The 23,703-nt window shown below is 71.1% G+C and carries 21 protein-coding genes; all 21 read left to right on the top strand.

The features are described from left to right. The first annotated feature begins 45 nt into the window (after positions 1-45). The 21 genes from lysA (at position 46) to AB0399_RS15475 (ending at position 23,647) form a co-directional block, all read left to right on the top strand. Positions 46-1,437 carry a diaminopimelate decarboxylase gene (gene lysA / locus AB0399_RS15575; protein ID WP_329364542.1) on the top strand — a complete coding sequence of 464 codons (1,392 nt, stop codon included), beginning with the start codon at positions 46-48 and terminating at the stop codon, positions 1,435-1,437. Positions 1,438-1,976: 539 nt separating this feature from the next. Beyond that, the gene (locus tag AB0399_RS15570) at positions 1,977-3,326 is read left to right on the top strand and encodes a homoserine dehydrogenase (RefSeq protein ID WP_328469595.1); all 1,350 of its coding nucleotides are present in this window, start codon (positions 1,977-1,979) and stop codon (positions 3,324-3,326) included. 34 nt (positions 3,327-3,360) lie between these two features. After that, positions 3,361-4,425, top strand: a complete 1,065-nt coding sequence (thrC, locus tag AB0399_RS15565; protein ID WP_329373893.1) for a threonine synthase — start codon at positions 3,361-3,363, stop codon at positions 4,423-4,425. A 547-nt stretch (positions 4,426-4,972) separates the two neighbouring features. Next, the gene (thrB, locus tag AB0399_RS15560; RefSeq protein ID WP_329364541.1) at positions 4,973-5,896 is read left to right on the top strand and encodes a homoserine kinase; all 924 of its coding nucleotides are present in this window, start codon (positions 4,973-4,975) and stop codon (positions 5,894-5,896) included. A gap of 362 nt (positions 5,897-6,258) precedes the next feature. Beyond that, positions 6,259-8,301, top strand: a complete 2,043-nt coding sequence (gene rho / locus AB0399_RS15555; RefSeq protein ID WP_366411623.1) for a transcription termination factor Rho — start codon at positions 6,259-6,261, stop codon at positions 8,299-8,301. A gap of 264 nt (positions 8,302-8,565) precedes the next feature. Beyond that, complete coding sequence (locus tag AB0399_RS15550; protein WP_329364537.1) at positions 8,566-9,738, top strand: LCP family protein; 1,173 nt, start codon at positions 8,566-8,568, stop codon at positions 9,736-9,738. Positions 9,739-9,949: 211 nt separating this feature from the next. Further along, on the top strand, positions 9,950-10,174 hold the full coding sequence (gene rpmE, locus AB0399_RS15545; protein ID WP_202236258.1) for a 50S ribosomal protein L31: 225 nt from the start codon (positions 9,950-9,952) through the stop codon (positions 10,172-10,174). Between the two features lie 139 nt (positions 10,175-10,313). Further along, on the top strand, positions 10,314-11,393 hold the full coding sequence (gene prfA, locus AB0399_RS15540) for a peptide chain release factor 1 (RefSeq protein WP_329373891.1): 1,080 nt from the start codon (positions 10,314-10,316) through the stop codon (positions 11,391-11,393). Positions 11,394-11,406: 13 nt separating this feature from the next. Beyond that, positions 11,407-12,252: a peptide chain release factor N(5)-glutamine methyltransferase gene (gene prmC / locus AB0399_RS15535; RefSeq protein ID WP_329364534.1), complete on the top strand. Its 846-nt coding sequence runs from the start codon at positions 11,407-11,409 to the stop codon at positions 12,250-12,252. 84 nt (positions 12,253-12,336) lie between these two features. After that, a complete protein-coding gene (locus tag AB0399_RS15530) occupies positions 12,337-12,984 on the top strand; it encodes an L-threonylcarbamoyladenylate synthase (protein WP_328469610.1) in 648 nt (215 codons plus the stop codon). Positions 12,985-13,073: 89 nt separating this feature from the next. Continuing rightward, positions 13,074-13,661 (top strand): protein-tyrosine-phosphatase, encoded by a 588-nt coding sequence (locus AB0399_RS15525; protein WP_329373890.1) that lies wholly within the window; start codon positions 13,074-13,076, stop codon positions 13,659-13,661. A 497-nt stretch (positions 13,662-14,158) separates the two neighbouring features. Next, positions 14,159-15,490 (top strand): MraY family glycosyltransferase, encoded by a 1,332-nt coding sequence (locus tag AB0399_RS15520; RefSeq protein ID WP_366411622.1) that lies wholly within the window; start codon positions 14,159-14,161, stop codon positions 15,488-15,490. 289 nt (positions 15,491-15,779) lie between these two features. After that, a complete protein-coding gene (locus AB0399_RS15515; protein ID WP_366411621.1) occupies positions 15,780-16,241 on the top strand; it encodes a hypothetical protein in 462 nt (153 codons plus the stop codon). A gap of 285 nt (positions 16,242-16,526) precedes the next feature. Beyond that, positions 16,527-17,333 (top strand): F0F1 ATP synthase subunit A, encoded by an 807-nt coding sequence (gene atpB / locus AB0399_RS15510; RefSeq protein ID WP_366411620.1) that lies wholly within the window; start codon positions 16,527-16,529, stop codon positions 17,331-17,333. A gap of 78 nt (positions 17,334-17,411) precedes the next feature. Next, positions 17,412-17,660 carry an ATP synthase F0 subunit C gene (atpE, locus tag AB0399_RS15505; RefSeq protein ID WP_366411619.1) on the top strand — a complete coding sequence of 83 codons (249 nt, stop codon included), beginning with the start codon at positions 17,412-17,414 and terminating at the stop codon, positions 17,658-17,660. Positions 17,661-17,702: 42 nt separating this feature from the next. Beyond that, positions 17,703-18,254 (top strand): F0F1 ATP synthase subunit B, encoded by a 552-nt coding sequence (locus tag AB0399_RS15500; RefSeq protein WP_366411618.1) that lies wholly within the window; start codon positions 17,703-17,705, stop codon positions 18,252-18,254. Then, complete coding sequence (locus tag AB0399_RS15495) at positions 18,251-19,066, top strand: F0F1 ATP synthase subunit delta (protein WP_366411617.1); 816 nt, start codon at positions 18,251-18,253, stop codon at positions 19,064-19,066. The genes AB0399_RS15500 and AB0399_RS15495 overlap by 4 nt, the downstream gene beginning before the upstream one ends. An 84-nt stretch (positions 19,067-19,150) precedes the next feature. Then, complete coding sequence (atpA, locus tag AB0399_RS15490) at positions 19,151-20,722, top strand: F0F1 ATP synthase subunit alpha (RefSeq protein ID WP_329364524.1); 1,572 nt, start codon at positions 19,151-19,153, stop codon at positions 20,720-20,722. Between the two features lie 4 nt (positions 20,723-20,726). Then, entirely contained in the window at positions 20,727-21,659 is a 933-nt protein-coding gene (locus AB0399_RS15485) for a F0F1 ATP synthase subunit gamma (protein WP_329364523.1), read from the top strand. Positions 21,660-21,664: 5 nt separating this feature from the next. Beyond that, positions 21,665-23,119: a F0F1 ATP synthase subunit beta gene (atpD, locus tag AB0399_RS15480; protein WP_329364521.1), complete on the top strand. Its 1,455-nt coding sequence runs from the start codon at positions 21,665-21,667 to the stop codon at positions 23,117-23,119. A gap of 153 nt (positions 23,120-23,272) precedes the next feature. Further along, a complete protein-coding gene (locus AB0399_RS15475; RefSeq protein WP_328469630.1) occupies positions 23,273-23,647 on the top strand; it encodes a F0F1 ATP synthase subunit epsilon in 375 nt (124 codons plus the stop codon). The last annotated feature ends 56 nt before the right edge of the window (positions 23,648-23,703 follow it).

Raw genomic sequence — 23,703 nt, 5'->3', positions numbered from 1 at the left:
CGACCGACCTGAACCCCCGCCCGCACGCCCCGAGGAAGTCCCGAAGTGAGCCGTTCCGCACACCCCGCCGGCCCCCGCCACGCCGATGTCCTGCCCGAAGGGCACTACGCCGGCCCGCCCGCCGACCTCAACTCCCTCGACCCGCGGATCTGGTCGCGCACCGTGACCCGTAACGCCGACGGCGCCGCGGAGGTCGCAGGGCTGGACGTACGCGACCTCGCCGCCGAGTACGGCACGCCCGCGTACTTCCTGGACGAGGCCGACTTCCGGGCCCGGTGCCGCGCCTGGCGGGCAGCCTTCGGGCACGAGGCCGACGTGTTCTACGCCGGCAAGGCGTTCCTCTCCCGCGCCGTGGTGAAGTGGCTGCACGAGGAGGGCATGAACCTCGACGTCTGCTCGGGCACCGAACTCGCGGTGGCGCTGGCGGCGGGGATGCCCGCCGAGCGGATCGCGCTGCACGGCAACAACAAGAGCGCCGCGGAGATCGAGCGGGCGGTGCGCGAGGGCGTCGGCCGGATCGTGCTGGACTCCTTCCAGGAGATCGCCCGGGTCGCCGCGGAGGCCACCCGGCAGGGCCGCCGGCAGCGGGTGCAGATCCGGGTGACCGTCGGGGTCGAGGCACACACCCACGAGTTCATCGCGACCGCGCACGAGGACCAGAAGTTCGGCATCGGCCTGGCCGACGGGCAGGCCGCCGAGGCGGTGCGCCGGGTGCTCCAGCTCGACAGCCTCGACCTGGTCGGCATCCACAGCCACATCGGCTCGCAGATCTTCGACATGGCCGGGTTCGAGGTGGCCGCCCGCCGGGTGGTGTCGCTGTTGGCCGAGGTCCGCGACGAGCACGGCGTGGAACTGCCGGAGATCGACCTCGGCGGCGGCCTGGGCATCGCCTACACCCCGGAGGACGACCCGCGCGAGCCACAGGAGATCGCGAAGGCGCTCGGCGAGATCGTGGCGCGGGAGTGCGACGCGGCGCGGCTGACCCCGCCGCGGCTGTCGGTCGAGCCGGGCCGGGCGATCGTCGGGCCGACCGCGTTCACGCTCTACGAGGTCGGCACCATCAAGCCGCTCGACGGCCTGCGGACGTACGTCAGCGTCGACGGGGGCATGTCCGACAACATCCGCACCGCGCTCTACGACGCCGAGTACAGCGTCGCGCTGGTCTCGCGCACCAGCACGGCCGAGCCGATGCTGGCGCGGGTGGTCGGCAAGCACTGCGAGAGCGGGGACATCGTGGTCAAGGACGCGTTCCTGCCGGCCGACCTCGCGCCGGGGGACCTGATCGCGGTGCCCGCGACCGGGGCGTACTGCCGGGCGATGGCCAGCAACTACAACCACGCGCTGCGGCCGCCGGTGGTCGCGGTCGCGGACGGGCAGGCGCGGGTGATCGTCCGCCGCGAGACGGAGGAGGACCTGCTCCGCCTCGACGTCGGCTGACCCCGTGCGGGGGCGCCCTTGACCCGCCGGGGCAGGTGGTTCTGCCGGCTGAGGGACGACCACCTGTCGGTGGGCGGTTGTTCGCGCCGTTCTCCCCCCAGAGCTTCGCCTGGGTGGGAGTGCCGCCGGCGGAGCCAGGGCCAGGGGGAGTGCCCCCCACGCGCTCCTGAGCGTGTACGGGTCCCTCCGCGACAGGAGGGGCACCAGCAGGGGGCGCGGCAACCGCGCGCCGGGACGAGGCCGGCGCGCGCAGCGGTGGGCTACCAGGGCGCGCGGAGACGGAAGTTGCGGTGGGCGCCGCCGGTTGCCCACGCAATTCGTGGAAGATCGCCGGGCGGGCGGAAAATCTCAAGGTTCGCCCGGACGGTCTCGCGATCCGGACAGGGCGTGGATTCTCCCGTCCGGTGCGTGAGACTGGACTTTTCAAAGGTGCGGGCGCGCCCGCGCCCGACCGCGCGAGAGCCTGCTCGCGCAGCCCGGCCCGGCGGGATCGGCCGGAGGGTTCGACGAGTGAGACGTTTGACGAGAGACGAGGTCGGATGATGCGTACGCGTCCGCTGAAGGTGGCGCTCCTGGGGTGCGGTGTGGTCGGCTCCGAGGTCACGCGCATCATCACGACGCAGGCGGACGACCTCGCCGCGCGGATCGGTGCCCCGATCGAGCTGGCCGGGATCGCGGTCCGCCGCCCCAACAAGGTGCGCGACGGCGTTCCCGCCGAACTGCTCACCACCGACGCCACCGCGCTGGTCAAGCGCGGCGACATCGACGTCGTGGTCGAGGTGATCGGCGGTATCGAGCCGGTCCGCACCCTGATCACCACCGCGTTCGAGCACGGCGCCTCGGTGGTCTCGGCGAACAAGGCGCTGCTCGCCGCCGACGGCGCGAGCCTGCACGCCAAGGCCGTCGAGCACGGCGTCGACCTGTACTACGAGGCCGCGGTGGCCGGCGCGATCCCGCTGATCAGGCCGCTGCGCGAGTCGCTGGCCGGCGACCGGGTCAACCGGGTGCTGGGCATCGTCAACGGCACCACCAACTTCATCCTCGACAAGATGGACTCCACCGGCGCCGGCTACAGCGAGGCGCTGGACGAGGCCACCGCGCTCGGTTACGCCGAGGCCGACCCCACCGCCGACGTGGAGGGCTTCGACGCCGCCGCGAAGGCGGCGATCCTGGCCGGCATCGCCTTCCACACCCGCGTCACCATCGACGACGTGCACCGCGAGGGCCTGACCGAGGTGACCGCCGCCGACATCGCCTCCGCGCGCAAGATGGGCTGCACGGTCAAGATGCTCGCGATCTGCGAGCGCAGCACCGACGGCCGCTCGGTCACCGCCCGGGTGCACCCGGCGATGATCCCGCTCAGCCACCCCCTCGCCTCGGTCCGCGAGGCGTACAACGCCGTCTTCGTCGAGGCGGAGGCGGCCGGCCGGTTGATGTTCTACGGTCCCGGCGCCGGTGGCGCGCCCACCGCCTCCGCCGTTCTCGGCGACCTGGTGACGGCCTGCCGCAACAAACTCGCCGCTACCATCGGAGCAGGCGAGTCCGCGTACACGCGACTGCCGGTCAGCCCCATGGGGGATGTGGTCACCCGTTACCACATCAGCCTTGACGTGGCGGACAAACCGGGCGTCCTGGCTCAGGTCGCGACGGTGTTCGCCGAGCACGACGTGTCGATCGGCACGGTGCGCCAGCAGGGCAGGAACCAAGGCAGCGGCGACGACGCCGCCGTCGAGCAGAGCGGTGGCGGGCAGCGCGAGGGCGGCGAGGCATCGCTCGTCGTCGTCACCCACCGTGCGACGGACGCCGCCCTCTCGGCGACCGTCGCCAGTCTGCGCGAACTCGACACCGTACGCGGCGTGGCCAGCATCATGCGCGTGGAAGGGGAGTAGCACCGTTATGAACGTCAAGGTCGACCAGCTCCGAATGTCCGGCACCCACCAGTGGCGCGGCATCATCGAGGAGTACCGCGACCGCCTGCCGGTGGGCGTGGACACCCCGGTGGTCTCGCTGCTGGAGGGTGGCACTCCGCTCGTGCCGGCCCAGGTGCTCTCCGAGCGCACCGGGTGCGACGTCCTGCTCAAGGTCGAAGGGGCCAACCCCACCGGGTCCTTCAAGGACCGCGGCATGACCATGGCGATCTCCAAGGCGAAGGAGGCCGGCGCCCAGGCGGTCATCTGCGCCTCCACCGGCAACACCTCCGCCTCCGCCGCCGCGTACGCGGTACGGGCCGGGATGGTCTGCGCCGTGCTGGTGCCGCGGGGCAAGATCGCGCTCGGCAAGATGGGCCAGGCGCTGGTGCACGGCAGCCGCATCCTCCAGGTCGACGGCAACTTCGACGACTGCCTCGACCTCGCCCGCGGCCTCAGCGAGAAGTACCCGGTCGCGCTGGTCAACTCGGTGAACCCGGTGCGGATCGAGGGGCAGAAGACCGCCGCGTTCGAGATCGTGGACGCGCTCGGCGACGCGCCCGACATCCATGTGCTCCCGGTGGGCAACGCGGGCAACATCACCGCGTACTGGAAGGGCTACCGCGAGTACGCCGCCGACGGCTTCGCCGGCCGCACGCCGCGGATGTGGGGCTTCCAGGCGGCCGGTTCGGCCCCGATCGTCAACGGCGCGCCGGTGCGCGAGCCGCAGACCATCGCCACCGCGATCAGGATCGGCAACCCCGCGTCCTGGCAGCTCGCCGAGCAGGCCCGCGACGAGTCGGGCGGCCTCATCGAAGCGGTGACGGACCGTCAGATCCTCGCGGCCTACCGGCTGCTGGCCGGCAAGGAGGGCGTCTTCGTCGAGCCCGCCTCCGCCGCGTCCGTGGCCGGCCTGCTCAAGGCCGTGGACGAGGGCCGCGTCGACCCCGGCCAGCGCATCGTCTGCACGGTCACCGGGAACGGGCTCAAGGACCCCGACTGGGCCGTCGCCGGCGCCCCCCAGCCCATCACGGTCCCCGTCAACGCGGACGCCGCCGCGACCCAACTGGGCCTCGCCTGAATCCGACGGACCAGGGTGCCCCCTCCCCGGGGCGGGGGTCCCTCGCGGAAGACGGCAACCCACCAGGGGTGCGTGGGCGCCGTCGCGGAAGACGGCAACTCACCAGGGGCGCGTGGGCGCTGTCGCGGAATTCGGCGCCCACCCACGGGTGCGTGGGCGCCGCTGCGGAAGACGGCAACCCACCAGGGGCGCGGGGAACTGCGCGACCAGCCACGGCGGTGGTGCGCCGGGCCCGCGAGCTTGGCCTCCGCGGCGAGTTCGCCGGACCACCGGCAGCGGTGGGCCGGTCCGCGCAGCTCCCCGCGCCCCCGGAGCACCGCCTTCCCCATGGGTCACTCCCGTAAGGGGCGCACGCCGCGAAGGCGACACGCATCACGCGCGGTCCGTGCGCCCTATGTCGCGGGGGAACCTTGTTTCGATAGGCTTACCCCAGCGGCGCAATCGCGCCGAGTTCCGGCTGATGCCGCCGCATCGCCATTTCCCGCCTCGCCGCCTGGCAACGGAGCCACGCCCGCAGGGCGTACGCACCAAGGAGATTCGTCGAACGATGGCCGGTCCAGCGTTTCGCGCCGCCGCAGTACGAGTGCGCGTCCCCGCGACCAGCGCGAACCTCGGCCCGGGCTTCGACGCGTTCGGCCTCGCGCTGGGGTTGTACGACGACGTGGTGGTGCGCGTCGCCGACTCCGGTCTGCACGTGGACATCGCCGGTGAGGGCGCCGACACGCTGGCGCGCGACGAGAAACACCTGGTGGTCCGTAGCCTGCGCACCGCTTTCGACCTGCTCGGCGGCCAGCCGCGCGGCCTGGAGGTGGTCTGTGCGAACCGCATCCCGCACGGCCGCGGTCTGGGGTCGTCGTCCGCCGCCATCTGCGCGGGCATCATGGCCGCCCGCGCGGTGACGATAGGCGGCCCGGCGGGGCTGGACGACACGGCCCTGCTGGAGCTGGCCACCGAGATCGAGGGGCACCCCGACAACGTCGCGGCGTGTCTGATGGGCGGCTTCACCGTGGCCTGGACCGAGGGCGGGGCCGCGCGGGCGGTCCGGATGGAGCCGGCCGGGTCGCTGGTTCCGGTGGTCTTCGTGCCGGGGGTGCCGGTGCTGACCGAGACCGCCCGCGGGCTGCTGCCCCGTACCGTTCCGCACGTCGACGCCGCGGTGAACGCGGGCCGGGCGGCGCTGCTGGTCGAGGCGTTGACCAGGCGCCCCGAGCTGCTGCTGCCCGCCACCGAGGACCGGTTGCACCAGGACTACCGGGCGCCGGCGATGCCGGAATCCCTCGCGCTGGTGAACCGTCTACGCGCGGAGGGCGTCCCTGCTGTCGTATCGGGTGCCGGGCCGACCGTGCTCGCGCTCACCGACGAGGGCGCCGCGGACAAGGTCTCCCGGCTCGCGGGTGACGGCTGGGCGGCCAACCGCCTGGCGTTGGACGCCGCCGGGGCGAGTGTCCTGCCGCTCGCAGGTGGGCAGTGACACGATTGCCGGTCGAAGAGAGGGGGAATATCTGTTGGACCGGGTAGTGTTAACCTCAAGCCAGCATTCGCCGCCCTTTGGGCGCGATGGGCTGTGTCCCCGCAGTGGGACCGCACTTTCTCCGGGAGCCTCCCACACCGTATAGGCAGCCAGTCCGGGTCGGCCGGACAGCCTGTCCGGGAAGTGTCGAGCACGCTCCGGATTCGGTACGAGTTCTCTCCCGTGCCGAGAGCATCTATGTATTTCTGCCGCCATCAGGCAGACCACCGCCCCGGGTCGAAGCAGCGGGAACGCCAGACCCGGTCAGCACGACCGGTCGCCGAGCCAGACAGGCCGACGCCCGCTCCAGGGAAGGACCCTTCGTGAGCGACACCACCGATCTGATGGGCGTGCGCGCAGACAACACTGTCGCCGCGTCCGAAGCCGCCGCGCCTGCCACCGGTGCTGCCACGGCCGCACGGCGCCGCCGGTCCGGGACCGGCCTGGAGGGCATGGTCCTGGCCGAACTCCAGCAGGTCGCCGCAGGTCTCGGTATCAAGGGCACCGCGCGGATGCGCAAGGGCCAGCTCATCGAGACGATCAAGGAGCGCCAGGCCGGCGGCGGTGCCGCCGCGGCCGAGAAGCCCGCCGCCGCCACCGGCGCGCCGGCCGAGAAGCCCAAGCGCCGCGCCACCTCGCGGGCCCGGCTGGAGCAGGCGGCGGAGTCCGCCGCGGCCGCCGCACCGGCCGCGAAGGAGCCGAAGGAGGCGAAGCAGCAGCAGATCGAGATCCCCGGCCAGCCGGCCGGCGAGAAGGCGAAGGCTGCCGCTTCCGCGAGCGAGCGGGCGCAGGGCGAGCGCGGCGCCGACCGGGCCGCCGAGGCCGCCGCCGACAGCGCCGAGGGCCGTGAGGCCAAGGGCGCCGAGGCCAAGGGCGGCGACGCCAAGCAGCAGGGCGGCGGGGACGACCGCCAGGAGCGCCAGCGCGGCCAGCGCGGTGACCGCCGCGAGCGGCAGCGCGACCGCCAGCGCAACCGTGGCGAGGACGGCGGCGAGGGCCAGCAGAGCGGCGGCCAGAGCCGCCGGGACCGCCAGCAGCAGAGCGGCGGCCAGGGTGGTGGCGGCCAGCAGCAGCACCAGGGCGGCCAGCACCAGCAGAGCGGCCCGCAGGACGACGACGAGTTCGGCGAGGGCCGCGGCCGTCGCCGGGGCCGTTACCGCGACCGCCGTGGCCGTGGCCGCGGGCGCGAGGAGTTCGGTGGCGGCGGCGAGCCGCAGGTCGCCGACGACGACGTGCTGATCCCCGTCGCGGGCATCCTCGACATCCTCGACAACTACGCGTTCATCCGCACCTCGGGCTACCTGCCGGGGCCGAACGACGTGTACGTCTCGCTCGCCCAGGTCCGTAAGAACGGCCTGCGCAAGGGCGACCACGTCACCGGCGCGGTGCGCCAGCCCAAGGACGGCGAGCGGCGCGAGAAGTTCAACGCGCTGGTCCGCCTCGACTCCGCGAACGGCATGGGCGCCGACTCCGGCCGCGGCCGTCCGGAGTTCAACAAGCTCACCCCGCTGTACCCGCAGGACCGGCTCCGGCTGGAGACCGACCCGGGCGTGCTGACCACGCGGATCATCGACCTGGTCTCGCCGATCGGCAAGGGCCAGCGCGGCCTGATCGTCGCCCCGCCGAAGACCGGCAAGACGATGATCATGCAGGCGGTCGCCAACGCGATCACCACCAACAACCCCGAGTGCCACCTGATGGTCGTCCTCGTCGACGAGCGGCCCGAAGAGGTCACCGACATGCAGCGCTCGGTGAAGGGCGAGGTCATCTCCTCGACCTTCGACCGGCCCGCCGAGGACCACACCACCGTCGCCGAACTCGCCATCGAGCGGGCCAAGCGGCTGGTGGAGCTGGGCCACGACGTGGTGGTGCTGCTCGACTCCATCACCCGGCTGGGCCGCGCCTACAACCTGGCGGCGCCCGCCTCCGGCCGCATCCTGTCCGGTGGTGTCGACTCGACCGCGCTCTACCCGCCGAAGCGCTTCTTCGGTGCCGCGCGGAACATCGAGGACGGCGGCTCGCTGACCATCCTGGCCACCGCGCTGGTCGAGACCGGCTCGCGGATGGACGAGGTGATCTTCGAGGAGTTCAAGGGCACCGGCAACATGGAGCTCAAGCTCGACCGGAAGCTCGCCGACAAGCGGATCTTCCCCGCGGTGGACGTCGACCCGTCCGGCACCCGCAAGGAGGAAATCCTCCTGGACCGCGAGGAGTTGGCGATCGTCTGGAAGCTGCGCAGGGTGCTGCACGCGCTCGACTCGCAGCAGGCGATCGAGCTGCTGCTGGACAAGATGAAGCAGACCAAGTCCAACGCCGAGTTCCTGATGCAGATCGCCAAGACCACCCCTGGCCAGAACAACGACTGACAGTAACCGCCAGGATCGGTCCGACCGCCCGCGTACCCCAGCTGACCTGGGGATACGCGGGCGGTCGCGGTTTGCGGCCCCCGTCCGCCCCCGTCGGGCCCCCGTCGACGCACTGCCCGCTCGCCCCTCGAATGGCGGCACCCGCACCCCGGGCGCACGATGGAACGTCTGACGTTACGGACATTCCCGGCGTCGGGAGCCGCAGGGCCGCACCGGACCCGCGGGACGCCTGACACCGGACGCTCAGGAAGCCGAGGTGCCGCCATGCCGGACGAGCAGCAGCCGCGGACCGGCTCCAGCCCCAGCGGGGCCGGAGCGGCCCGCCGACGCCGCCGGCGCACCCTGCACATCGTCGCCTGGACCGCGTCCGGAGTGGTGCTGCTCGGCGCGACCGGCGCCGGATACCTCTACCACCGGCTCAACGCCAACATCCACAGCGTCGACATCGACGGCGCCCTGGGCACCCACCGCCCGGCCCGGCTCGACAACGGCTCGATGGACATCCTGGTGCTCGGCTCGGACTCCCGCTCCGGCGCGAACCGCGCGTACGGCCACGACAGCGGCACCGCGCGCTCCGACACCGCGATGATCGTGCACCTGGACAAGGGCCGGAAGAAGGCCAGCGTGGTGAGCATCCCGCGCGACACCCTGGTGGACCGCCCGGCCTGCACCGGCGCCAAGGGCGCCGTCGAGCCGGCCGGGCAGCAGGTCATGTTCAACACCGCCTACGAGGTCGGCGGCCCGGCCTGCGCGGTCAAGACCGTCGAGCAGCTCACCGGGCTGCGGATGGACCACTACATCGAGGTCGACTTCACCGGCTTCAAGAACCTCGTCAACGACCTCGGCGGGGTGCCGCTGACCACCACCAAGGCGATCCACGACGACAAGAGCCACCTGAACCTGCCGGCCGGCACCCACACCCTCGACGGCTCCCAGGCGCTCGGCCTGGTCCGTACCCGGCACGGCGTCGCCGACGGCAGCGACCTGGGCCGTATCCAGCTCCAGCAGGCGTTCATCAAGGCGCTGATCGACCGGATCGGCGGCCTGGGGCTGTTCACCAGCCCGACGAAGCTGTTCTCGGTCGCCGACACCGCCACCAAGGCGGTCACCACCGACACCGGCCTCGGCTCGGTGAACAAGCTGACCGGGCTCGCCGAGAGCGTGCAGCACCTGCACTCCGGCGACGTGCACATGGTGACCCTGCCGGTGCGCTACGACCCCGCGAACCCCAACCGGGTCGAGCCGATCCGGGCGCAGGCCGACATCGTGTGGGCCGCGCTGCGCGCCGACAAGCCGATCCCGGCCGACGCCACGAAGGGCTCGGTCGCCGACCACGTGGACGCCGGCAAGGTGGTCGGCGGCAAGGCCACGGCGCCGGCCACTCCGAAGCCGTCGGGGCCGGCCGGCTCGAAGCCGTCGGGTTCGGCCTCGCCGTAGGCGTCCGCCCCGCGCGCCGCGTCAGCCCCGTCCTCCCGGCGTCACCCTCGCGCGCACCGCGCTGACCTGCGAGGACGTCGCGGGAATTATCCGGGGCCCGACCTGGTTTTGGTAGCTGCGGCCAGTGCTGGCAGACTGGTCCGCTGGCCCCGGTTCACGCCCACGCAACCCGCATGAGCGACCCGGCGCCCTCCCGAACCTAGGAGCACCCTTGAAGCGCGAGATCCACCCCGAGTACGTAGAGACCCAGGTCACCTGCACCTGCGGCGCCTCGTTCACCACCCGCAGCACCGAGACCAGCGGCCAGATCCGCGCGGACGTGTGCTCCGAGTGCCACCCGTTCTACACGGGCAAGCAGAAGATCCTCGACACCGGCGGCCGCGTGGCCCGCTTCGAGGCCCGCTTCGGCAAGAACGCCGGGTCCGCCAAGAAGTAGCGACCCGACCAGCGCCGGTCTCCGGTCGCCCAGCCCAGGGTGACCGGACCGGCGCTTTGTCGTCCTCGCGTCCCAGCCGGCGGCGCCCGTCCCACGGCGGCCCGGTCCCAGGCAGCACCTACTCCTCCAGGAATACATGATGTTCGAGGCGGTCGAGGAACTGATCGGCGAACATGCCGACCTCGAAAAGCAGCTTGCCGACCCCGCGGTCCACACCGACCAGGCCAACGCCCGCCGGCTCAACAAGCGGTACGCGGAGCTCACCCCCATCATCGCCGCCTACCGCTCCTGGCGGCAGACCGGCGAGGACGCCGAGACCGCGCGTGAACTGGCCGCCGACGACCCGGAGTTCGCCGCCGAGGTCAAGGAGCTGGAGAAGCACCGCGAGGAGCTGACCGACCGGCTGCGGCTGCTGCTGGTGCCGCGGGACCCCAGCGACGACAAGGACGTCATCCTGGAGGTCAAGGCCGGCGAGGGCGGCGAGGAGTCCGCACTGTTCGCCGGCGACCTGCTGCGGATGTACCTGCGGTACGCCGAGCGGGTCGGCTGGAAGACCGAGATCCTCGACGCCAACGCCTCCGACCTCGGCGGCTACAAGGACGTCCAGGTCGCCGTCAAGGCCAAGGCGAGCCACGAGCCCGGCCAGGGCGTGTGGGCGCGGCTGAAGTACGAAGGCGGCGTGCACCGGGTGCAGCGGGTGCCGGCCACCGAGTCGCAGGGCCGTATCCACACCTCCGCCGCCGGCGTGCTGGTCACCCCGGAGGCCGAGGAGGTCGAGGTCGAGATCAACCCCAACGAGCTGCGGATCGACGTCTACCGCTCGTCGGGCCCCGGCGGGCAGTCGGTCAACACCACCGACTCCGCGGTCCGGATCACCCACCTGCCCTCCGGCCTGGTGGTCTCCTGCCAGAACGAGAAGAGCCAGCTGCAGAACAAGGAGTCGGCGATGCGCATCCTGCGCTCCCGGCTGCTGGCCGCCGCCCAGGAGGAGGCCGAGCGCGAGGCGTCCGACGCCCGCCGCAGCCAGGTCCGCACCGTGGACCGCTCCGAGCGCATCCGCACCTACAACTTCCCGGAGAACCGCATCTCCGACCACCGGGTCGGCTTCAAGGCGTACAACCTGGACCAGGTGCTCGACGGGGACCTCGACGCGATGATCCAGGCGTGTGTGGACGCCGACTCCGCCGCGAAGCTGGCCGCGGCCGGCGACGGCAGCTGAGAAGGGGGCGGACGTGAACCTGCTGCTCGCCGAGGTGGCCCAGGCCGCCCAGCGACTCGCCGACGCGGGCGTGCCCTCGCCCCGCTTCGACGCCGAGGAACTGGCCGCGTACGTGCACGGGGTCAAGCGCGGCGAGCTGCACACCGTGGCCGACGCGGACTTCGACGCGCGCTACTGGGAGGCCGTCGCCCGCCGCGAGGCCCGCGAACCCCTCCAGCACATCACCGGCCGGGCCTTCTTCCGCTACCTGGAACTCCAGGTCGGGCCAGGGGTGTTCGTGCCCCGCCCGGAGACGGAGTCGGTGGTCGGCTGGGCCATAGACGCCGTCCGGGCCATGGACGTCGCCGAGCCGCTGATCGTCGACCTGTGCACCGGCTCCGGCGCGATCGCGCTCGCGCTCGCCCAGGAGGTGCCCCGGTCCCGGGTGCACGCCGTGGAGCTGTCCGAGCAGGCGCTGGAGTGGGCCCGCAAGAACGTCGCCGGCAGCAAGGTGGACCTGCGGCACGGCGACGCGCTGGCCGCCTTCCCCGAACTCAACGGCCAGGTCGACCTGGTGGTCTCCAACCCGCCCTACATCCCGCTCACCGAGTGGGAGTACGTCGCACCCGAGGCCCGCGACCACGACCCCGAACTCGCCCTGTTCTCCGGCGAGGACGGCCTGGACACCATCCGCGGCATCGAGCGCACCGCGCACCGCCTGCTGCGGCCCGGCGGCGTCGTCGTCATCGAGCACGCCGACTCCCAGGGCGGCCAGGTGCCGTGGATCTTCAAGGAGGACGCCGGCTGGGCGGACGCGGCCGACCACCCCGACCTCAACAAACGGCCGCGATTCACCACTGCCCGCAAGGCGACACCGTGAGAGCGCGGACCTCCGCCCGCAAAGCGGCACCGTGAACACAGCATCCCCCGCAACGGCGGCAGAAGAGCTAATGGAGGACTTCCCATGGCACGGCGATACGACTGCGCGGACGCGACCGACCGGGTCACCGGGCTGCGCGAGGCCACCTCGGCGGTCAAGCGCGGCGAACTCGTGGTGCTGCCGACCGACACGGTCTACGGCATCGGCGCGGACGCCTTCGACAAGGACGCGGTCGGCGACCTGCTGGAGGCCAAGGGCCGCGGCCGCTCCATGCCGTCGCCGGTGCTGGTGGGCTCCCCGAACACGCTGCACGGCATCGTCACCGACTTCTCCGAGCAGGCGTGGGAGCTCGTCGACGCCTTCTGGCCGGGCGCGCTGACCCTGGTCACCAAGCACCAGCCGTCGCTGCGCTGGGACCTCGGTGACACCCGCGGCACCGTGGCGGTCCGGATGCCGCTGCACCCGGTCGCCATCGAGCTGCTCACCGAGACCGGCCCGATGGCCGTCTCCAGCGCCAACCTCACCGGCATGCCGTCCCCGCAGGACTGCGACGCCGCCCAGGGCATGCTCGGCGACTCCGTGGCGATCTACCTCGACGCCGGACCCACGCCCGCCGCCGTGCCGTCCTCGATCGTCGACGTGACCGGGAAGGTGCCGGTGCTGCTGCGGGCCGGTGCGATCAGCGCCGAGGAGCTGCGCAAGGTGGTACCCGACTTGGAGGAGCGCCGTTGACCACGCCCGACGGGCGTGCCATACGGGGGTTCACCACTGCGCCGACCGGACTCGGGGGAGGCGGCCACCCCGCTCACGCCCCACTCGACGTGCTGCGCGTCCTGCACGTGTGCACCGGCAACGTCTGCCGCTCGCCGATCGCCGAGCGGCTGATGCGGCACGGCCTCGCCCAGCGGCTGGGTGCCGGCGCGGACGCCATCCTCGTGGAGTCGGCGGGCACGTGGGGCCACGAAGGGGCCCCGATGGAGGTGCACGCAGCGGCGGTGCTCGCCGAGCACGGCGCGGACCCGGCCCACTTCACCGGTCGGGAGCTGCTCGACGACCACGTCATCGACGCCGACCTGGTGCTCACCGCCACCCGCGACCACCGGGCCCAGGTCATCTCGATGGGGCACGCGGCGGGCCTGCGCACCTTCACGCTCAAGGAGTTCACCCGGCTGGTGCGGGCGATAGACCCGGCCACGCTGCCCGACGGCAGCGTCACCGAGCGGGCCCGCGCGCTGGTCCGGGCCGCGGCCGCGCTGCGCGGCTGGCTGCTGGCCCCCAGCCCGGACGCCGACGAGGTGCACGATCCCTACGGCGCCCCGATCTCGTACTTCCGCAGCATCGGCGAGGAGATCCACGACGCCCTGGACCCGGTGGTGACCGCGCTCACCGGGATTCCGGCGACCGTCTGACCGGAGGACCGCGCTCACCGGGATTCCGGCGACCGGCCGCCGGCCGCCGACCGCCCCACCGCCGCACTGCAACCGTCCCACCGCCGCATCGCACGGCCCCACCGCACTGCAACCGCCCCACCGCCCCATCGGGACGGCCCCACGGCCGCCCACGGGCCGATCGTTCGACCGCCGGACCCGCTCCGGCGGTCCGTGATCCGACTGCCGTCGGGCTGCGGCCGGACCGTGATCTTGGTCGCTCTCCGGGCGCCGCGCGAATCCTCCCGCGACCGGGGCCGACCGCCGCCTCGCCGCCGACCTGCGGTTTCTGCGGCCACCGCGGCCGGGCCGATCTCTTTACCTGCCCACAACGGGCCATCTGCAACCGTCCGGGCCGCCTGTGAGTCTCGATAGGTGTTCGCCGTCCCGGCCCGGCCACCACTAGGGTGTGACGCTGTGAAGATCCCCCGGACGTGTGCGCGTGCCCGCCGCACCCCCGAATACGTCGGAGGCTGCCTGTGCGCGAGTATCTGCTGACCCTGTGCGTCTCCGCCGCCGTCACCTATCTGCTGACCGGCCCGGTGCGGAAGTTCGCGATCGCGGCCGGCGCGATGCCCCCGATCCGCGACCGCGACGTGCACAAGGAGCCGACCCCCCGGCTGGGCGGCATGGCGATGTTCGGCGGGCTGTGCGCGGGGCTGCTGGTCGCCGCGCACCTCAGCAACCTCTCCGGGGTCTTCAAGCTCTCCAGCGAGCCGCGGGCGCTGCTCTCCGGGGCCGGGCTGATCTGGCTGCTGGGCGTGCTGGACGACAAGTGGGGCGTGGACGCGCTGATCAAGCTCGGCGTGCAGATGATCGCCGCGGGCGTCATGGTCTTCCAGGGGCTGGCCATCCTGTGGCTGCCGGTGCCGGGCTTCGGCACGATCATCTTCACCCCGGTGCAGTCCACGCTGCTCACCGTCGCGCTGGTGGTGATCACCATCAACGCGGTCAACTTCGTGGACGGCCTGGACGGCCTCGCGGCCGGCATGGTGTGCATCGCGTCCATCGCGTTCTTCATGTACGCCTACCGCATGTGGTACGGCTACGGCATCGAGCAGGCCGCGCCCGCGACGCTCTTCTCGGCGATCCTGATCGGCATGTGCGTCGGCTTCCTGCCGCACAACATCCACCCGGCGCGGATCTTCATGGGCGACTCCGGCTCGATGCTGATCGGCCTGGTGCTGGCGTCCGGCGCGATCTCGATCACCGGGCAGGTCGACCCGGACGCCATCACCGACTTCACCGGGTCCACCCGGCAGACCGTGCACTTCATGGTGCCGGTCTACATGCCGCTGCTGCTGCCGCTGACGATGATCGCGATCCCGGCCGCGGACCTGGTGCTCGCGGTGGTCCGCAGGACCTGGCGCGGCCAGTCGCCGTTCGCCGCCGACCGCGGCCATCTGCACCACCGGCTGCTGGAGTTGGGGCACACGCACAGCCGCGCGGTGCTGATCATGTACTTCTGGGCGGCGCTGTTCGCCTTCTCCGCGGTGGCGTTCTCGGTGAGTTCCTCCAGCCTGTGGATCGTGCTGGTGATCGTGGCGCTGAGCGCGATCGGCCTGGTGGTCCTGCTGCTGCCGGCCTTCCGGCCGCACGCGCCGCGTTGGGCGGAGTCGGTGGTGCCGCCGCGCTACCGGCGCAGGCGCCGCCGGCTGGCGGCCGCCGCGGCCGCGGCCGAGCGGGAGATGCGCGGCCCGGACCGGCCGGCGCTCAACGGCTCGACGGCGGTGGGGGATCGGCCCCGGCTGCCGGAGCGGTCCGCGACCACCACCACCCACCCCGCGCCCACCGCCAACAGCGGCCGGTGAACGGTAGCCGATCAACAACGCGCCGTGATCGGTCGTTTCCCGAACGAGGGACAACTCAGGTAAAAGGGACGGCGTGTTGCTACCTCCTGTGTGTGACAGGCAGCACATCTTCATGGTAAAGACCGCATCAAATACTTTGTGATACCGTTCACGAAAGCAGGGAACGCGCCGAAAGACCTTGAGAGAGACGGTCTTCCGGCGAGAGGCACACCCTCACCACCGTCCCGCCTCGCCCCGCTCGTCTCCGACGACACCCGCTCGCCCCAACTCCCGCCGGAGGAGCCGCCCCATGCAGCCCAACGACGCCCGGATTCTCCGGGGCTCCGCCCTCGTGGCCGGGCCCGTCGGAGTCATCTCCACCGTGGTCAGTGCCCTCGTCGCAGGCGAGAAGGGACTGCTCGGCGGGGTGGTGGCAGTTGCAGTGGTCGCTGTCTTCTTCGCGGCCGGCTCCTGGGCGCTGATGCGGATCACCGAGGACCGGCCCCAGCTGGCGATGTCCGCCGGGATGCTGGTCTACGCCGTGCAGATCCTGCTGATCGGCGTCTTCATCGTCGTCTTCAAGAACACCAGCGCTTTCAACGGCCGCGCGTTCGGCCTGACCCTGCTGGTCACCGCGCTCGCCTGGGTGGGCGGGCAGATCAAGCAGTCGCTGACCAGCCGGATGCTCTACGTCGATCCCGAACCCTCGGTCCCCGCCGCACGGAAGCAGGAGGCGGACGCGGTCGGGACGGGGTCGCGCGATGCTACGTAAGGGGAGGGTAAGGGGCCTTCATCCAGGTCTGCTATCGTCCGAAGTCGCATCCGGACGTGAGGGCCCCTCGCACATGCAGAGGGTCAAGCCCCCGCGCCCTGCGGTGTATTCGGAACCGGAACCGCACTGGCGGCACGGAAGACGGATGCCCGCGACGCGATGCGGGCTCTCAGCGGACCGAGCGAGCTTCGCCACGCCCTACCCGCAGTGCCGAACAGCGGCCCCACCAGCCGCGCTGACACACAAGGTTGCCGTTACTTATGCGTCACGACGAAGGAGTCACGGGTGAGTGCCCACACGCTGCTCGCTGAAGCTGGATGCCACATCCAGCACGGTTGCGCATTCCCCGCTCCGGGTCTCAACTCGTTCGACTTCAAGCCGATCTTCAGCATCGGCAGCTTCGACTTCACCAAGCCGATGCTGCTCGCGATCATCTGCATGCTGCTCGTCGTCGGATTCTTCTGGGCCGCGTTCAGCAAGCCGAAGCTCGTGCCGGGAAAGCTGCAGCTGGTCGGTGAGATCGGCTACACCTTCGTGGCCCGCAGCATCGCCCGCGAAGTGATCGGCAAGAAGGGCGACAAGTACGTCCCCTTCCTCGCGTCGATCTTCTTCTTCGTGTGGTTCATGAACATCATGTCGATCATTCCGGTCGCGCAGTTCCCGCCGATGTCGCGGTTCGCGTTCCCGGTGGGCCTCGCCGCCCTGGTCTTCATCACGTACATGTACCTCACGTTCAAGACGCACGGCTTCCGTGGCGGCGTGAAGAACCTGGTCTGGATTCCGGGCCTGCCCAAGCCGCTCGTGCCGTTGATCGTGCTGCTGGAGTTCATCCAGAACGTGATCACCCGCCCCTTCACCCTCGCGGTGCGGCTGTGGGCGAACATGTTCGCCGGCCACATGCTGATCGTGATGTTCAGCGTCGCGAGCTGGTACCTGCTGACCCCCTCGGCGTTCACCGCCGTGGCCGGCGGGTCCTTCGCGCTCGCCGCGTTCATGACCGCCTTCGAGATCCTGATCCAGTTCCTCCAGGCGTACATCTTCACGCTGCTCGCCTCGATCTACATCAGTGGAGCGCTCGAAGAGGGTCACTGACCCGCGCCCGGAACCCATCCATCGAACCTTCCGCTGGGAAGCCCCCCAGCGGACAGCATCACAAAGGAAGACAGGGAAATGTCTGCCGAGCTCGTTAACCTCGCTGCCTCCGCAACCGTTGCCGGCCGCCTGGGCGCGGTCGCCTACGGCCTCGCCGCCATCGGCCCCGGCGTGGGCATCGGTCTGGTCTTCGGCCACTCGATCGAGGCCATGGCCCGCCAGCCCGAGGCCATGCCGGTCATCCGCACCAACATGTTCCTCGGCTTCGCGCTCTGCGAGGTTCTCGCACTGCTCGGCCTGGTCGTCCCCTTCATCTTCCAGAAGTGACCTGGGCTCCCGACCAGTAGCCACTCGACGAAAGGTTCAGACATGATCACCTTCCTTGCGGAGGAGGGGTCGCAGAATCCGCTGGTCCCTGACACCGCGGAACTGATCGTCGGCCTGCTCTGCTTCTTCATCGTCTTCGGCATCCTCGGGAAGAAGCTCCTGCCGAACATCCAGAAGACCCTCGCAGAGCGGCACGACGCGATCGAGGGTGGCCTGGAGCGGGCGGAGAAGGCTCAGGCCGACGCCAATCGCACGCTTGAGGAGTACAAGGCCCAGCTCGCCGAGGCCCGCCACGAGGCGGCCCGGATCACCGAGCAGGCCCGCGAGCAGGGCGCGCAGATCATCGCGGAGATGCGCGAGGAGGGTTCGCGGCAGCGCGACTCCATCATCGCGGCGGGCCATGCCCAGATCGAGGCGGATCGCCGCCAGGTGACGGTCAGCCTCCGGCAGGAGGTCGGCAAGATCGCCACCGACCTGGCCGGTCGCGTGGTCGGCGAGTCCCTGGAGGACTCCGCCCGGCAGTCCCGCGTGGTCGACCGCTTCCTGGACGGCCTGGAGCAGAGCGCCGCATCTTCCGCTGAGGCGGCACGATGAACGGTGCGAGCCGCGAGGCACTGGCGGCCGCCCGCGAGCGGCTGGACGCGCTGACCGACAGTACGTCGGTGGACGCGGCCGGGCTCGCCGGTGAGCTGTCCTCGGTCACCACGCTGCTGGACCGCGAGAGCGGACTGCGGCGCGCGCTGACCGACCCGGCGCAGACCGGTGAGGCCAAGGCGCAGCTCGTCCGCAGGCTGCTCGGCAGCCAGATCGGCGGCGAAGCGGCCGACCTGGTGGCCGGCATGGTCCGGTCCCGCTGGTCGCGCTCGCGCGACCTGGTGGACGCCCTGGAGGAACTGGCCGACACCGCCGACCTGATCGCCGCCCAGCGCGGTGGCGACCTGGACGACGTCGAGGACGAGCTCTTCCGCTTCGGCCGGATCGCCGCGGGCAGCAGCGAGCTGCGCGCCGCGCTGGCCGACCGGGCCGCGACCGCGGACGCCAAGGCTGCCCTGCTGGGCACGCTGCTCGGCGGCCGCGCCAATCCGGTCACGGAACGGCTGGTCGTACGACTGGTCACCGCGCCGCGAGGACGTAGCCTGGAGGGCGGGATCGAATCCCTGTCCAAGCTGGCAGCGGCCCGCCGGGGCCGGACGGTGGCGGAAGTGGTCTCGGCCGTTCCGCTCAGTGACCGGCAGAAGCAGCGGCTCGCAGACGCGCTGTCCCGCATCTACGGCCGCCCGGTGCACCTGAACCTTGACGTGGACCCCGAGGTCCTCGGCGGGGTGCGGGTACGCGTCGGCGACGAGGTCATCAACGGCTCCATCGCGGACCGGCTCGACGAAGCCGCCCGCCGTATGGCCGGCTGACAGCCACCAACGCAACAAGCATGAAGGCGGCCCTAGTTGGGCCGTGAGGAATACAGGGCCCAACAAGGAGAGCAGGGAACCCAGATGGCGGAGCTCACGATCCGGCCGGAGGAGATCCGGGACGCGCTGGATACTTTCGTCCAGTCGTACCAGCCGGACGCCGCCTCGCGCGAGGAGGTCGGCACGGTCAGCGTTGCCGGTGACGGCATCGCGAAGGTCGAGGGTCTGCCCTCGGCCATGGCGAACGAGTTGCTGAAGTTCGAGGACGGCACCCTCGGCCTCGCCCTCAACCTCGAGGAGCGCGAGATCGGTGCGATCATCCTCGGCGAGTTCGACGGCGTGGAGGAGGGCCAGCCGGTGCAGCGCACCGGTGAGGTGCTCTCCGTCGCGGTCGGCGAGGGCTACCTCGGCCGGGTCATCGACCCGCTGGGCAACCCGATCGACGGCCTCGGCGAGATCGAGACCGAGGGCCGGCGTGCCCTCGAACTCCAGGCGCCCACCGTCATGCAGCGCAAGTCGGTGCACGAGCCGATGCAGACCGGCCTGAAGGCCGTCGACGCGATGACCCCGATCGGCCGCGGCCAGCGCCAGCTGATCATCGGTGACCGGCAGACCGGCAAGACCGCGCTGACCATCGACACGATCATCAACCAGCGCGACAACTGGCGCTCCGGCGACCCGAAGAAGCAGGTCCGCTGCATCTACGTCGCCATCGGCCAGAAGGGCTCCACCATCGCGGGCGTGCGCGCCTCGCTGGAGGAGGCCGGCGCGCTGGAGTACACCACGATCGTCGCCGCCCCGGCGTCCGACCCGGCCGGCTTCAAGTACCTCGCCCCGTACACCGGCTCGGCCATCGGCCAGCACTGGATGTACCAGGGCAAGCACGTCCTGATCATCTTCGACGACCTGTCGAAGCAGGCCGACGCCTACCGCGCCGTCTCCCTGCTGCTGCGCCGCCCGCCGGGCCGCGAGGCGTACCCGGGTGACGTCTTCTACCTGCACTCGCGCCTGCTGGAGCGCTGCGCGAAGCTCTCCGACGACCTCGGCGCCGGCTCCATGACCGGTCTGCCGATCGTGGAGACGAAGGCCAACGACGTGTCGGCGTTCATCCCGACCAACGTCATCTCCATCACCGACGGCCAGTGCTTCCTGGAGTCCGACCTGTTCAACGCCGGCCAGCGGCCCGCGCTGAACGTCGGTATCTCGGTCTCCCGGGTCGGCGGCTCCGCGCAGATCAAGGCGATGCGCAAGGTGGCCGGCCGGCTCAAGCTGGACCTGGCGCAGTTCCGCGAGCTGGAGGCGTTCGCCGCCTTCGGTTCCGACCTCGACGCGGCCTCCAAGGCGCAGCTCGGCCGTGGTCAGCGGATGATGGAACTGGTCAAGCAGGGCCAGTACGCGCCGTTCCCGATCGAGGACCAGGTCGTGTCGATCTGGGCCGGCACCACCGGCAAGCTCGACGACGTACCGGTCGAGGACATCCGCCGGTTCGAGCGCGAGCTGCTGGACTACCTGCACCGCGAGCACAAGTCGATGCTCACCGCGATCGTCGAGACCGGCCAGCTGCCGGACGAGACCGTGGACGCGCTGACCGACGCGGTGGCCGCCTTCAAGAAGCAGTTCGAGACGTCCTCGGGCGCGCTGCTGGTCGAGGGCTGATCGCATGGGCGCACAGATTCGGGTCTACAAGCGCCGGATCAGGTCCGTCACCGCCACCAAGAAGATCACCAAGGCGATGGAGATGATCGCGGCCTCGCGGATCATCAAGGCCCAGCGCCAGGTGGCGGCCTCGTCCCCGTACGCGGACGAGCTGACCCGCGCGGTGACCGCGGTCGCGACCGGCTCCAACACCAAGCACCCGCTGACCACCGAGGCGGAGCACCCCACCCGGGCCGCGGTACTGGTCGTCACCAGCGACCGCGGTCTGGCCGGCGGGTACTCGTCCAACGCGATCAAGGCGGCCGAGCGGCTCACTGAGCGGCTGCGCGCGGAGGGCAAGGAGGTCGACTCCTACCTGATCGGCCGCAAGGCGGTGGCGTACTACGCGTTCCGTGAGCGCAAGGTCGCCGGCTCCTGGACCGGTTTCTCGGACAGCCCGAGCTACGCCGACGCCAAGACCGCGGCGGCACCGATGATCGAGTCGGTGCTGGCGGACACGGCCGACGGCGGCGTGGACGAACTGCACATCGTCTTCACGCAGTTCGTGTCGATGATGACCCAGAACCCGGTGGACCGGCGGCTGCTGCCGCTGTCGGTCAAGGACCAGGACGGCGGGGCCGGCGACGGCGACGCCGCACCGGCGAAGAGCGAGGCTCTGCCGCTGTTCGAGTTCGAGCCGTCCGCGGAAGGCGTGCTCGACGCGCTGCTGCCGCGGTACGTCGAGAGCCGGATCTACAACGCCCTGCTCCAGGCCGCCGCTTCCGAGCACGCGGCCCGCCGCCGGGCGATGAAGTCCGCCACGGACAACGCGGAAGACCTCATCAAGTCGCTCACGCGGCTTGCCAACGCGGCCCGACAGGCCGACATCACCCAGGAAATCAGCGAGATCGTCGGTGGCGCCAGCGCCCTCGCCGACGCGAGCGCGGGGAGTGACTGACCACTATGACCACCACTGCTGAAACGGCACCCACGGCCGGCGTGGCCGCCGGCCGCGTAGCCCGGGTCATCGGCCCGGTCGTCGACGTGGAGTTCCCCGTCGACGCCATGCCGGAGATCTACAACGCCCTCCACGTCGAGGTCGACGACTACGCCGAGGCGGGCGCCACCAAGACGCTGACCCTCGAAGTCGCGCAGCACCTCGGCGACGGCCTGGTCCGCGCGATCTCCATGCAGCCCACCGACGGCCTGGTCCGCCAGGCCCCGGTGACCGACACCGGCGACGGCATCACCGTGCCGGTCGGCGACGTCACCAAGGGCCGCGTCTTCAACACCCTCGGCCAGATCCTCAACGAGCCGGCGGCCGAGTCCGAGGTCACCGAGCGCTGGGCGATCCACCGCAAGGCGCCGAAGTTCGACGACCTCGAGTCGAAGACCGAGATGTTCGAGACCGGCCTGAAGGTCGTCGACCTGCTCACCCCGTACGTCAAGGGCGGCAAGATCGGCCTGTTCGGCGGCGCGGGCGTCGGCAAGACCGTGCTCATCCAGGAAATGATCATGCGTGTGGCGAAGCTGCACGAGGGCGTTTCCGTGTTCGCCGGCGTCGGCGAGCGCACCCGTGAGGGCAACGACCTGATCGCGGAGATGGAAGAGTCCGGCGTGCTGCCGCAGACCGCGCTGGTCTTCGGTCAGATGGACGAGCCGCCGGGCACCCGGCTGCGGGTCGCGCTGGCCGGTCTGACCATGGCGGAGTACTTCCGCGATGTGCAGGGCCAGGACGTGCTGTTCTTCATCGACAACATCTTCCGGTTCACCCAGGCCGGCTCCGAGGTCTCCACGCTGCTCGGCCGGATGCCCTCCGCGGTGGGTTACCAGCCGAACCTGGCGGACGAGATGGGCCAGCTCCAGGAGCGGATCACCTCGACCCGTGGTCACTCGATCACCTCGATGCAGGCGATCTACGTCCCCGCGGACGACCTGACCGACCCGGCCCCGGCCACCACCTTCGCCCACCTCGACGCGACGACCGTGCTTTCGCGGCCGATCTCGGAGAAGGGCATCTACCCCGCGGTGGACCCGCTGGACTCCACCTCGCGCATCCTGGACCCGCGGTACATCACGCAGGAGCACTACGACTGCGCCTCGCGCGTCAAGGGAATCCTGCAGAAGTACAAGGACCTCCAGGACATCATCTCCATCCTCGGCATCGACGAGCTCGGCGAGGAGGACAAGCTCACCGTCTTCCGTGCCCGCCGGATCGAGCGCTTCCTGTCGCAGAACACCCACGCGGCGAAGCAGTTCACCGGTGTGGACGGCTCGGACGTGTCGCTGGACGAGTCCATCACGGCGTTCAACGCGATCGCCGATGGTGAGTTCGACCACTTCCCGGAGCAGGCGTTCTTCATGTGCGGTGGCCTGGAGGACCTCAAGGCCAACGCCAAGAAGCTGGGCGTGAGCTGACGCCTCGCACCACCCGGGCCGCCAGGCCCACGCGACCGGGGGGCGATCCGGTGGACTCCGCAGGGGGTCCTCGGACCAGCCTTCCGGTCGCACCCCTTATTCTGTGTCCTATGCATCCTCCGCAGGCGGTGGGTGCCAACCCGAGGAGCCGTCTTGGCCGATCTTCACGTCGAGCTGGTCGCCGCGGACCGCAACGTCTGGTCCGGCGAGGCCAACCTGGTCGTCGCCCGTACCAAGTCGGGTGACATCGGCATCATGGCCAACCACGAGCCGCTGCTCGGGGTGCTCCAGTCCGGTCCGATCACCATCAGGACCAGCGACGGCGGCACCGTCATCGCCGCCGTGCACGGCGGGTTCATCTCCTTCGCGGACAACAAGCTCTCCGTCCTCGCGGAGATCGCCGAACTCGCCGACGAGATCGACGTCGACCGGGCGGAGCGGGCACTTCAGCGCTCCAAGTCCGAGGACGACGCCGGTGCCGAGCGCCGGGCGGAGGTGCGGCTCGCCGCCGCGGCGGGCGCACGCTGAAGGACGTTTGACCGCAGGACGTAGTACCAGCAGGACCACGGTGCCGCGGACCGCCC

This window comes from Streptomyces sp. NPDC088194 (genome assembly GCF_040702025.1).
In the GTDB taxonomy this organism is placed as follows: Bacteria; Actinomycetota; Actinomycetes; order Streptomycetales; family Streptomycetaceae; genus Actinacidiphila.
This window is presented reverse-complemented; position numbering and strand designations above follow the sequence as displayed.